Consider the following 11,859-nt stretch of genomic DNA (forward strand, 5'->3'; position numbering starts at 1 on the left):
CTTGAATCAACGGGGCGCAGCCCGAACGGCCAAACGAGTCGGGATCATAGAGCACGGAGAGTTTGATATGTCAGAACAAGCAGTGTTGGTGGGTGGATGGACCGCATATCACAAGCTGACCGCCGAGGATCAGGCGGTATTTGATCAGGCGCTGAAAGGATTTGTAGGGGTGCAGTACGTACCCTTTGAAGTCTCCACTCAAGTGGTGGCTGGCACCAACTACCGCTTCAAGTGCAAGAGCACTGTGCCGCTTGCCAAACCGATCCATGGCGAAGCCGTGGTACAGATCTTCAAATCACTGGACGGGGATGCCCATATCACCTCCATTACCCCGATCTGATAGGGTTGTGGGCAAGGCGGGGAGGGGGAGATCTCCTAACCGGTTTGCTCCAGACTCCAGCAATAAGAAAGACGCCTTAGGGCGTCTTTTCTTTATCTATGCTCCGGCACTGCTGATATGTGGCCGGTATTTGTACTTATTGATTAATTTATTGATCTTGCTCAGGAAACTGTCATCTCCCTCTTTTCTTGCTTACCTCGTTAGCTAAGATTGCCGTTTGGCAACCGTTTGAGTCATCCATGTGTAAAGCCCGATAAATGACATAGGTAAACTGCAGCAGACTGGAGACTATCGGATTAATACTGCCGTCCATCCAATCACTGGTATGTGCCTTACTGCCAGATACCGGTGCCAAAAGTTCAGAGGGCAAACATTATCCCGTAGAGTCGGGGGAGGGGGAAAGAATGCTAGAACGAATTCACCGAGTTAAGGGAGTTGGCCTTCTTCATGATGCCAATGGTCGTGCTTATAGTCTTAAGAAAGCGAGTCTTATTTACGCCGATAACGGAGTGGGCAAGTCTACTCTCACGTCAATCCTCCGATCATGCGCCTCTAACGAACCCGATCTGATAAGTCGCCGTCGTACAATAGACGGCAGCAATCAGCCTGAAGTCCATTTTCAATTCTCTAACGGCCAGAATTCAAGATTCACAAACTCAGCGTGGGATCACCCACGTCCAGAGTTATTGGTATTCGATGCCGATTTTGTGGAAAAGAACGTATACGCAGGAGGTCAAGTAACAACTGATCAGAGAAGGAATCTTCTGCAGTTTGCCCTAGGCACCAACGCAGTAAATGCTCAGCACGAATATGATCAAGCCGACGCTGACGCCGTTGCGGCAGCACAAGCAGTTAGAGAACTTAATAATCAATTGGCTGAGTTTCATCGAGGCATAACACTTCGTCAGTTCCGCAATTTGGCCGAAGTAGTAGATGCAGATGCCCAGATCGCGAGATTAAATGAACAAATCGTAGAGGCTCAGAACATCGGATTTATCCAAGCCAAAGCTTTGCCTAGGTGCTTGGAAGAACCAACGCTTAATGTTGGTCAAATTTTTGAGACGTTTAGACGCTCTTTATCTGATATCGACTTGGCTGCTGAGCAACGTGTCAGGCAACACTTAGACCTACTTGGTCAGCCGGGCCTTGAAAAATGGATTAGTGATGGTCGTAACTATGGAAACGATGAAAATTGCCCGTATTGCAACCAACCTCTTGACGGTGTCGAGCTAATTGAGGCTTATCGAAGCTATTTTAATCAAGATTATAATCGTCTAAAGGTCTCAGTGGCTGCGTTGGATACGCTCATATCACATGCTACTTCACAATCGATTATCGAAAGACTTGCCGCAAATTTCTCTACCGCTAGCGCAATCATTGATGGGTGGCAGGAGCATCTCGAGATACAAGCCCCGGAGTTTAATTTTGATGCTTCTATGCTTGCACTCTTGGAAATTAGAAGGCGTCTGGATGAATTAAGAATCACCAAGGAGGCTAATTTACTTGAACCAATCGGTTCAATTGAAGCAGAAAACGAACTGAGAGTTATCTGGGATCAAATTCTAGTAATTGTTAGGAATTGCAATAGCAGGATAGACGCTGCGATTAGACAAATTAATGACTACAAGACAAACCTTGCCACGGTGAGCACTGACGATTTGCATCGCCAAATTGCAACTCTTGAACAGGCTAAGACCAGATATCGGCAAGAAGTCGTTGATATGCTTTCTCAACTTGATACAGCGACTTCTGAAGAAGCACTGAAACAGGCTGAAAAGCAACTTAAAAAAGATGCTTTGAACACGATCATGCAAACCACACTTGAGAGTTACAAGGACCGAATTAATCAGTTGCTTCGTGCATTTGGTGCGCAATTCTCTATACCGAATATAGATTTCAACTACCGAGGCGGTCTGCGAAGCAATTACAACCTATACATGCGTGGAGCCAGTATTGAATTAACTGGCGGAGTCCCTGACTTCAAGACCTCGTTGAGTGAGGGGGATAAAAGGACTTTGGCCTTTGCATTTTTTATTGCATCAGTTGAGTCAACTGTTGATCTGGCAAGTAAGGTCGTAGTGATTGATGACCCCATTTGCAGCCTAGACCTTAATCGTAAGCAGCAGACTCGTACCATATTGAAACGGGTTCATGATAATTGCAGACAGCTAATTGTGTTAGTTCACGACATTCATTTTATGAGAAATCTGCGGGACGAAATTTTACGCGGAAGTACACCTCAGCATGTTGTATGTCTGAGATTAAAAACTGTTGAAAATCGCTATAGTGATTTTGCTATGATTGACGTTGATAAAGAATGTGAAGGGGCATACTTCAAATGCCATAGAGTGTTAGGCGAATATTTAGCGGGTGAAGCTCAAAGTAGCATGGAGGTTGCGAGGTCTATTAGACCTATGCTAGAAGGATATTTGCATCGCCGATTCCCTGGCATGGTAGATAGCGGGTTGCTGTTCGGACAGGTAATTCAAGCTATTAATGCTGCTCCACAAAATAGCCCACTTTTTCATGCTCAGAACATTACTGCGGAATTAAATGAAATAAACGGTTACGCTGGGCAATATCATCACGATACGAACCCATCAGCGGATCAAGTGCAAATCATAGATGGTGAGTTACGCCTGTTCGTTGAGAGAGCGATTCGGGTCGTTCATGCTGGCGCCGCTTAGCCTTCAGTTTGAAAGTGAGTCACGCATATAACAACACGTTGCGGTGCCGTAGGGTGCAATGAAATTGCACCTCTACTTTTGTTCCTCATACCTTGCACAAAAGCCACTCTGCAAATGGTGCAATGCTCTGCACTTATTACACCCTACGTGTTTCGTTAATCCGCTGGGGTGGTGTAACTGATCGCCACGCCCTGTAACCAAAGCAACAAAAGGGGCGATCTGCGCCCCGATTCTTCTTATGTCCCCGTTTTATATCGCCGCACGCTTGTCCGGCGTTGCCTGATTGTCTGCTGACTCACTACCAAGATTCCTGTTTTCCTCATCAGGCCGAGCAGAATAAAGGCCACCTTCACTCATACCTCGCCGCTTCCCAGGCGTGGATCGCCTGTTTACGGGTCTCGCCCCAGTGATAGCCGCCGAGTTTGCCGTTTTGCTGGATGACCCGGTGACAGGGGATCATCAAGGCGACGGGGTTGGCGCCCACCGCCAGCCCCACGGCTCGGGCGGCTTTGGGGTTGCCGACTGCGTTCGCCACCTGGGCGTAGCTCACCACCTTGGCGGGCGGGATCTGCAGCAGCGCCCGCCAGACGCTGATCTGAAAGTTGGTGCCGCTCACGTGCAAGGAGATAGGGCGATCCGGCGCCTTGCTGCCATCGAACATGGTGTGGATGACCCCCCGGGTGCGTGATGGCGCTACTTGCAGCCTTGCCGCAGGCCAGCTGTGGGCGAGGGCGGCCAGCGGTGCCTCTGGGGCCTTGTCATCGAGAAACGAGAAGTTGCACACCCCCCGCTGGGTCAGGGCGACAAACGCCTGGCCGAAGGGGGTGTCGTGCACCCCGTGATCGATAACCAGCCCGGCCCCGCGCTGCTTGTACTCGCCCGGCGTTACCGCTTCGAGCTGCACGAAGTGATCGTAGAGCCGCGAGCCGCTGCTAAGGCCCAGGGTATCGGCCACCTCCAGCAGCGGGCGCGACTCCTGCAGCAGCGCCTTGGCCCGCTCCAGGGTCAGCACCTGCAGATAGCGTTTGGGCGTCACTCCGGCCCAGCGGCTGAACAGCCGCTGGAAGTGAAAGGGACTTAAGTGAACGTGCGCCGCTATCTCGTCCAGAGTGGGCTGGCGCTCCACCTGACTTGCGATAAAACGGATGGCATCGGCGATGCGGGCGTAATCAGACATAAGGCGCTCTCACGATAAGGTTGCGGTCGCAGGATCTTGGGGGCGACAACGTCATGTACGACAAATTGATACCCCACCATCGGCCAGCAGGGCAATGCCGGTGGTAAAGCTGGATGCATCGGACGCGAGATAAAGGGCCGAGCGGGCGATCTCCTCCGGTTGGGCCAGCCGTTTGAGGGCATGCATATTCTGCACAAAGGCGAGGCTCTCTGGCGTATTGGCAAAAGCCCGCCCCATGGGAGTGTCGGTGCCCCCCGGCAGCAGGGCGTTGACCCGCACCCCTTGTGCCCCATACTCGGCAGCCAGCACCCGGGTCAGGCCAATGAGGCCCGCCTTGCTCGCCGCATAGGCCGCCATGCCGGGCAGCCCCAGGGTATGGCCGACGAAGGTAGAGGTAAAAATAAGCGAGCCGCCACCACGCGCCAGCATGGCGGGGATCTGGTACTTGGCTCCCACAAAGGCGCTGGTGAGGTTGGTATCCAGAATTTCCTGCCACTGCGCCAGTTCAAGCTCCTCTACGCTGCCCGGCATGCCTGTGGTACCTGCGTTGTTGAAGGCGATATCGAGCCCGCCGAAACGGGTTAGCGCGAGCTCCACCAGATCGCGGGCGTAAGTCTCGTTTTTCACATCTCCCGCCAGACTCACCGCCTGGCCCCCCTCATGGCGGATCTCATCCACCAGCAGATCCAGCTCGGGCTGGCGGCGGGCGCCGACGACAACGCTGGCCCCTTCGCGGGCAAACAGGATGGCGCTGGCGCGACCGATGCCGGAGCTGGCGCCGGTGATGATGGCGACCTTTTTGGACAGTAATGACATGGCAGTTCCCTCGCAGGTGTGTTGTGCGCCAAATCAGTGGGGCACAGGGTTGGCTGTGGGTTGGAACCCCAATAGGTTCCAACCGACTTGGGTTTGGCCCCACTATGGCAACCACTCCTTTCTGGAACGACCCGAATCTTGCTCTCTTTGTTCCCAAGCCGTTTTGCTACATGTCGATACAGGCCTTTGCGGCAACAAAAGGGGCGAACTGCGCCCCGAATTCTTTATCATGCCCCCCTTTAAAATCGCCGGCTCCAGGTGCGGCGCGCCCTGTGTGCCGCAGTGAGGGGCGAGAGCCCCGGCGTCATGGTGGCTGCGTGCATCATCAAATCCGTCTGGCAGGGCATTGACGGCGGCTTATGGCCGTTGCAATCAACAGCCACGCTCCTGGATCAATAGCCCGTCATCTCCAGATAGCCGACACCTTGAGCATCTCCCGAGACAGAGACCGCACCCTCCCAGTAGTCAAAGCGGCCTGTCATGGCCTGATTGGGCTGACGGGCTTTGATGGTGAGGCTCATTCCGGCGGCGTCTAGCTGCCACTCGACGGGGTAATCCTGCCCCTTGGGGCCGCGCCAGGTGTTGCCCGGCGTCAGGTGAATCGCGTCGGGGGTGAGCACCCGGCTGCTGCCATCCCGCTCAATCAAGATGCCGTAGCGATTCTCGGGCTCTGCGCGGCCCGTCTTGGTGCGCAGGCGAAACAGCATCAGCTCGCGGCCATCGTTCAACTGGAGCGAAAACCAGTCCCAGCCCGATTGCCACTCGGCCAATACCGAGCTGCTCCACTCGTGATCAAACCACCCTTGTCCGGTGACGGTGCGGGTCTCGCCATTGCGAGCCAAGGTGCCGCGAAGAGTGAGGCGCGGGTAGGAGTAGTAAAAGGAGGCGTTGCCCGGGCTCTTCTCGCTGTAACCGGCCTTGCCTTGTAGCACCAGCGGCTTGGCGGCGGTGACGGTGAGGTTCAGCTCGCCAATCTTGCTCTGCACCTTGAGGGTGGCGGGAAAGAGCGCCGCCCCTTGCGAGGCAAGCCGCCACTCCCTGAGCCAATATTGGCCGCCGTTGGCCCCCGCCAGTCCCGGCCCCTGCCGACTGGCCCGTTCATCTTGCTGGTGAGTGCCACGGTCGAGATCCGTGATGGCAAACTGGGCCAGCCAGAGCTGGGGGGTGAGCCAGGGGTTGCTGGTGCGGAGTTCTTGCTCGATACCCTGCCTAAACAGGGTCCACTGCATGCCATATTCGCGCCCCTGATCATCCTTGAGGTTGCCGGTGAGATACCACCACTCGGAGCGGTAATCGGGGTGGGCGGCGTGATCCTCCGGCAATTGGATAATTTGCCCCGGCAGCACCTTTTTAAAGCTGTCGCTGCCGCCGCCGAGCAGGGCGCCCAGATCGCTGGCAGCGATAGCCCCGCTATAGAGCGTCCAGAGCATACCCAGCGCCAGCGGCCACCCTTTGATCTGTTTCATACCACTCTCCTTGCCGCATACCAGGATGCCAGTGCGCCACAGACCGGTGCCAGCAACAGGGCGGTGACCGCATGAAGGGGGGCGGCCTCGAAGGCGAGGCGCCAGCCAAAGGCGCGGGGGTTGACCACCTCGATCAGCACCCAGGCAAGGCCATAGCCCACCGGCAGGGCCAGCAGGGCGGTGAGCAGCCCCAATCCAGCCCCTTGCCACACCAGCAGCTGGCGGCAGTGGCGGGGGCTCAAGCCCAGACTCTGCAAGGTCTGCAGCTCACCACGGCGCGCCAGCCCCAGCACCATAAAGGCCGAGCCGATCCCGACAAAGGCGATGCCGAGGATCAGCAGTTTCAATAGCTCGGTCACCACAAAGGTCTGGTCAAACACCTTGAGCGCCGCGCTGTGAATGGCGGGGGCGGAGAGCAGATTGAGCTGCTCGCCAAAGCGCTCGCGCAGGCGGTCGGCCAGCTGTTCGGGGTCGTTGCTAAAGAGGGCGAGGGATTGCACCGCGCCCCCTTCGAAGGCGTGCAGGATCTGCCCCTTGTCACTGCCGTAGTCCTGATAGACGCCGGTGACGGTGAACTGCCGTGGCCCCTGCTCGCCGCTGATCGCCAATGTCTGGCCTACCTTGACCCCGAGGCGCACCGTCAGCGGTTCGCTCGCCAGTACCTCGTCAGGGCGGGTCGGCCAGCGTCCGGCCAGTAGCGGATAGGCCGCTTTAAGCTGGGGGATAAAGTCCATCTGCGCCCACTCGATGGGCTGCCCCTGCCAGCGGGCGGGGTGAACCGAGCGGCGCGAGGCCGCGCTCACCAGCGGATTGGCGAGCAGAGTCTTAAGGGTGGCGTCGCTCAAGGTGCCCTTGTTGCCCGCCACCCCCTTGGGGGCGGTGACATAGAGATCGGCGGCCAGACGCTGGCCGAGCCAGATCTCCACGCTGGAGCGAAAGCTCGACACCATGACCCCGATGCCGATGGCCGCCGCGATGGCCAGCTGCAACGCCATCACCGCGATGGCGGTGCGATCGAGGTGATAGAGGGTCTCGGCCACCCCGAGCCGGGCGGTGAGGGGGCCGCCCGCGCGCCGTCGCAACCAGCCAAGCAGGCCGCGCAGGGCATCGGGCAGCCAGAGTGCCATGGCCAGCAGCCAGCCGCCGGCGATAAAGAGGGCGCCACTCAGACCTGTTTGTGGCAGCCACAGGCAGAGGGCGCACAGCAGCAGGATGGCGATGGCCAGCACGCGCCGTCGCCACGGGTGAGCGGGGGGGCGGCTGCTTCCCGCTCGCAGTTCGAGGGGGGATTGGCGCAGCAGTTGCCACCAGCCGGGCAGGTTGGCGGCCAGCGTGCCGAACAACCCGATCAACAGCGCCTTGAGCAGGCTCACAGGGGAAAGGCGCAACAGATCGATGGGGTTGGGGCCATAGAGATCGGCCAGCGCCTGGGTCAGTTGCCCCATCAAGGCGAGCGCCAACAGGCTGCCGAGCAGCACCCCGAGCAGGGTGCCGAGGGTGGCGAGAATAACGAGCTCCAGAATGAGCCAACGCAGTACCCGACTCGGCCCCATCCCCAGAATGATCAACTGGGCCAGCTGGGGGCGACGCACGCTCTGGACAAATCGCTGGGCGTTGAACACCAGAAACAGTCCCACCGCCATGGCGAGCAATGAGAGCGCCGTCAGATTGAGGGCCAGCGCATCGCCAAGCTGGCTGGCATCGAGCGCCGGGCTTATGGGCTCAAGCCACAAGGGCTGGTTTGGGTAATCGGTTTGCAGGGTAGCCTGCAGGGTGCGAGCCTCGGCGTCGCTTAGCTTGAAGACGATGCGATCGAGCCGACCCGCTTTATCCAGCAACGGCTGGGCGAGGCCGATATCGGTTATCAGCAGCCGCTCCATGGGCACGGCGCCCGGTTCGAACGTGCCCGCCAGCGTCAGGGTCAGGGTGCGGGCGCTGCCGCCATCGCTGCCGCCCAATACAAAGCGGCGGCTCTGGCCCGCTTGCCAGCCAAGGCGAGCTGCCTCAGGGGCCGCCAGCCAGATGCTGTCGGCACGGTTGAGGGAAAAGGCGGGTTCGCTCGCGGGTTGGGCGCCAAGCAGCTGGCGCAGGGGGCCGGGGTTGAAGAGATCCATTCCCAGCAGTTGAAAGCTGCGTCCCTCTTCATCTTTGAGCCAGCCATGGAGCTGGGGCATGGCATCCAAGGCGGGCTGGCTGGTCACCAGCTGCACGTAAAGCTGCTCATCCAGCCCGCCAGCGGGGGCCAGCCGGTAGTTGGCTTCCCCTGCCAGCTGGCTGCGGGCTGCGACAAAATTGGTGCGGGCACTGTGGTTGAGCAGCTCGATGGCCACCACCAGCGATACCCCCAATACCAGCCCGGCCAGACTCATCAGCAGCAACCAGGGGTGGCTGCGATAGAGGCGCAGCAGCGCTTTGAGTGGCAGCATCAGCGTGACTCCGGCTGGCGCAGTCGTTGTTTAGTCATGACGGGGTCCCTTGAGCTCGATAAGTTGCCCCCCTTCGAGGCGCAGCACCCTGTCGGCCTGCGCAGCATAGGCGGGGTTGTGGCTCACCAGCAGCAAGCCTGCGCCTGTGTCGCGCACCGCCGCGATCATTAACGCCATCACCTGTTCGGCATTGTGTTCATCGAGGCTGCCGGTGGGTTCGTCGGCGAGCAGCCAACCGGGTTGATGGATAAGGGCGCGGGCCAGCGCCACTCGCTGTCGCTGGCCGCCGGAGAGCTGCTCCGGCCAGGCATCGCGCTTGTGGCTCATATCGAGCCGTTGCAGCAACTGGTCAATCTTTGCCTCATCCGGTGGCAGCCCGTTGATAGCCAGCGGCAGGGCCAGATTCTCGGCCACGTTCAGGGTCGGCAGCAGGTTGAAATCCTGATAGACGATACCGAAATGGCGGCCCCGCAGGCGCGCCCGCTCGTCGGGGGAGCGGGTGTCGATCCGGGTCTCCCCCAGCCAGATCTCCCCTTCATCCGGTGCAATCAGCCCGGCGATCAGATTGAGCAGGGTCGATTTGCCGCAGCCGCTTTGGCCCAGCAGCAGGGTGATCTCGCCAGCGGGGAGGGCGAGATCGAGATGGTGGAACAGCGGCAGTCGCTCACTGCCGTTATCGAAACTCTTGCAGAGGTTGCGCAGGGTCAGCATGGGATAACCGTTTGATGGTCAATGGCTTTCATCATGCTTGGTACGCTAGCACGGCCAGCATTGATCAACACCCCTTACGGTTGATCAAGAGTGCCAGTTAGTGATCAAGGCGGCAAAAGAGCAGTGGATCCTCGCTGGATCCCGCTTGCCCGAGGTGGTTAGAATAGGGGCTTCCATGGGTCACAGGATGAGCAAGGATGTTACACAAGCAAGTCAGTTTTATCATCGATAGCAAGGGCAACAAGCAGGCTGCCGTCGTCCCCATCGAGATCTACAACGAGCTGATGACCCTGCAAAAGGCACTCTCCGACAACCGGCCGGGGGAGCGCGAGCTCTACCACTTCAACGGCAAGGGGGCCGAGGCCCACGGTTATCCGGTGGGCAAGCGGCAAAATCCGGGCTTTATGGTGCTGGCCGGTTCCACCGCCAATGGCGAGGATGCCGCCTCTTTGCGTGAAGCGGTGATCGAGCTGCGTCACGAGCTGCTGGAAAAGGGGGTCATAGTGCCCCGCAGTCAGGGCGGCTTTGTCTTTACCGCCGATCAGCTGTTCAACAGCCCGAGTTTGGCCGCCAGTCTGGTGGCGGGCAATAACCGCAGCGGTCTGGATGCCTGGCAGAACAGCGCAGGCTATACCCTCAAGCAGTCGGGTTTCGGCAAGAAATAATCCCGCGTTTCGACAGCAAACCAATTAAGCGTTAATTGACCTGGATGAATTTTTCTTTTCATCCAGGTGTTAGCATCATTGCCAGATGGTTCTAAAAGGAAGAGACCATGTCTGCGCTTACCCCAGTTATTTTGCTGCTGTCCCTGTTTATCCCTCCCGCCCATGCCAGTAGTGGCCCTGTTCTGTTGACATCCTCCTCAATCGGTCTTTTTTGTGTCGGATTGTTTGTGTTGGCCTACGCCCTGGTGATGGCTGAAGAGTATCTGCAACTGCGCAAGTCCAAACCCGTGCTGGTGGCCGCCGGGGTGATCTGGATCCTGATTGGTATCGCCTATGCACAGCAAGGGATGAGCCCTGTCGCCGAGCAGGCCTTCCGCCATACCTTGCTGGAATATGCCGAGTTGATGCTGTTCCTGCTGGTGGCGATGACCTATATCAACGCCATGGAGGATCGCAGGTTATTCGATGCCCTGCGCGCCTGGCTGGTGCGATCCGGCTTTCACTTGCGCACCCTGTTCTGGTTGACCGGTGGGCTTGCTTTTTGTATTTCGCCGGTGGCAGACAACCTGACCACTGCGCTCTTGATGTGCGCCGTGGTGTTGAAGGTGGCCAACGGTGATCGGCGTTTTGTCAATCTTGCCTGCATCAACATAGTGATCGCCGCCAACGCCGGAGGGGCGTTCAGTCCCTTTGGCGATATCACCACCCTGATGGTGTGGCAGGCGGGCAAGGTGCAATTTGGCCAGTTCTTCACCCTGCTTATTCCCTCTCTGCTCAATTTTCTGGTTCCGGCCATCCTGATGAGCCTGATGGTGCCGCGTCATGTCCCCGAAGCCGACAACGAGCATATCGAGCTGAAGCGAGGCGCCAGGCGTATCGTGTTGCTCTTCTTGCTCACCATTACCACGGCAGTCATGTGTCACAGCTTTCTTCACCTGCCGCCAGTGCTCGGCATGATGCTGGGACTCGGTTATCTGCAGTTTTTCGGGTTTTATCTGCGCAAGTCGTTACCGCGCTCGCTGGCACGCAAGCGTGCGCTCTACGAACGCAATGGCGACACCGAAAGGTTGCGCAGACTGGGCTCTGTGGTGCCATTCGATGTGTTCAACAAGGTCGCCAAGGCGGAGTGGGATACCTTGCTCTTCTTCTACGGAGTGGTGATGTGTGTAGGGGGGCTGGGCTTTATGGGGTATCTGGAGCTGGTATCACACTGGTTGTATGAGGGTACGGATCCCACCATGGCCAACATCTTCATCGGGGTCTTGTCCTCCGTCATCGACAACATTCCCGTGATGTTTGCCGTGATCTCGATGAGCCCAGACATGGCGCTGGGGCAGTGGCTGCTGGTGACCCTGACCGCCGGGGTGGGCGGCAGCCTGCTCTCCATCGGCTCTGCCGCCGGTGTTGCCCTGATGGGGCAGGCCCATGGCATGTATACCTTCTTTGGCCACCTGAAATGGTCGCCGGCTATCTTGCTCGGCTATCTGGTGAGCATAGGGGCGCACCTCTGGCTCAACAGTGCCCAGTTCTGAACGTCTGCCCGCCAGTACGAAAAGAGGCTTCCGTTGATG

Annotated in this window: 9 protein-coding genes; 4 read left to right on the forward strand and 5 right to left on the reverse strand. The window is 58.0% G+C overall.

Annotation, left to right across the window (positions count from 1 at the left end; genetic code table 11):
• Positions 1-67: 67 nt before the first annotated feature.
• Positions 68-340, forward strand: a complete 273-nt coding sequence (locus G5182_RS00490) for a hypothetical protein (protein ID WP_005337011.1) — start codon at positions 68-70, stop codon at positions 338-340.
• Between the two features lie 404 nt (positions 341-744).
• Positions 745-3,027 carry an AAA family ATPase gene (locus G5182_RS00495; RefSeq protein ID WP_124929297.1) on the forward strand — a complete coding sequence of 761 codons (2,283 nt, stop codon included), beginning with the start codon at positions 745-747 and terminating at the stop codon, positions 3,025-3,027.
• Positions 3,028-3,376: 349 nt separating this feature from the next.
• Here G5182_RS00495 and G5182_RS00500 read toward each other — a convergent pair whose 3' ends face one another.
• The 5 genes from G5182_RS00500 to G5182_RS00520 form a co-directional block, all read right to left on the reverse strand.
• Positions 3,377-4,204, reverse strand: coding sequence for a bifunctional transcriptional activator/DNA repair enzyme AdaA (locus G5182_RS00500; protein ID WP_421208327.1), 828 nt, complete (start codon positions 4,202-4,204; stop codon positions 3,377-3,379).
• A gap of 51 nt (positions 4,205-4,255) precedes the next feature.
• Positions 4,256-5,020: an SDR family oxidoreductase gene (locus G5182_RS00505; protein ID WP_201988134.1), complete on the reverse strand. Its 765-nt coding sequence runs from the start codon at positions 5,018-5,020 to the stop codon at positions 4,256-4,258.
• 392 nt (positions 5,021-5,412) lie between these two features.
• A complete protein-coding gene (locus G5182_RS00510) occupies positions 5,413-6,486 on the reverse strand; it encodes a lipocalin-like domain-containing protein (protein WP_421251766.1) in 1,074 nt (357 codons plus the stop codon).
• Positions 6,483-8,912: an FtsX-like permease family protein gene (locus G5182_RS00515; RefSeq protein ID WP_421251765.1), complete on the reverse strand. Its 2,430-nt coding sequence runs from the start codon at positions 8,910-8,912 to the stop codon at positions 6,483-6,485. The genes G5182_RS00510 and G5182_RS00515 overlap by 4 nt, the downstream gene beginning before the upstream one ends.
• Positions 8,913-8,942: 30 nt before the next feature.
• Positions 8,943-9,623 (reverse strand): ABC transporter ATP-binding protein, encoded by a 681-nt coding sequence (locus tag G5182_RS00520; RefSeq protein WP_150995785.1) that lies wholly within the window; start codon positions 9,621-9,623, stop codon positions 8,943-8,945.
• 197 nt (positions 9,624-9,820) lie between these two features.
• On the opposite strand from G5182_RS00520, the gene G5182_RS00525 reads away from it, so the two are divergent.
• The gene (locus G5182_RS00525) at positions 9,821-10,288 is read left to right on the forward strand and encodes a DUF4357 domain-containing protein (RefSeq protein WP_005333716.1); all 468 of its coding nucleotides are present in this window, start codon (positions 9,821-9,823) and stop codon (positions 10,286-10,288) included.
• Positions 10,289-10,395: 107 nt separating this feature from the next.
• Complete coding sequence (nhaD, locus tag G5182_RS00530) at positions 10,396-11,820, forward strand: sodium:proton antiporter NhaD (protein ID WP_421208331.1); 1,425 nt, start codon at positions 10,396-10,398, stop codon at positions 11,818-11,820.
• The last annotated feature ends 39 nt before the right edge of the window (positions 11,821-11,859 follow it).

This window comes from Aeromonas sp. 600948 (assembly GCF_049174875.1).
GTDB classification, from domain to species: domain Bacteria; phylum Pseudomonadota; class Gammaproteobacteria; order Enterobacterales; family Aeromonadaceae; genus Aeromonas; species Aeromonas veronii_A.

Coding starts and splice junctions, on each gene's coding strand:
- G5182_RS00495 (WP_124929297.1), top strand. CDS start 745: ATGCTAGAACGAATTCACCGAGTTAAGGGAGTTGGCCTTCTTCATGAT.
- G5182_RS00510 (WP_421251766.1), bottom strand. CDS start 6,486: ATGAAACAGATCAAAGGGTGGCCGCTGGCGCTGGGTATGCTCTGGACG.
- nhaD (WP_421208331.1), top strand. CDS start 10,396: ATGTCTGCGCTTACCCCAGTTATTTTGCTGCTGTCCCTGTTTATCCCT.
- G5182_RS00525 (WP_005333716.1), top strand. CDS start 9,821: ATGTTACACAAGCAAGTCAGTTTTATCATCGATAGCAAGGGCAACAAG.
- G5182_RS00515 (WP_421251765.1), bottom strand. CDS start 8,912: ATGCTGCCACTCAAAGCGCTGCTGCGCCTCTATCGCAGCCACCCCTGG.
- G5182_RS00505 (WP_201988134.1), bottom strand. CDS start 5,020: ATGTCATTACTGTCCAAAAAGGTCGCCATCATCACCGGCGCCAGCTCC.
- G5182_RS00500 (WP_421208327.1), bottom strand. CDS start 4,204: ATGTCTGATTACGCCCGCATCGCCGATGCCATCCGTTTTATCGCAAGT.
- G5182_RS00490 (WP_005337011.1), top strand. CDS start 68: ATGTCAGAACAAGCAGTGTTGGTGGGTGGATGGACCGCATATCACAAG.
- G5182_RS00520 (WP_150995785.1), bottom strand. CDS start 9,623: ATGCTGACCCTGCGCAACCTCTGCAAGAGTTTCGATAACGGCAGTGAG.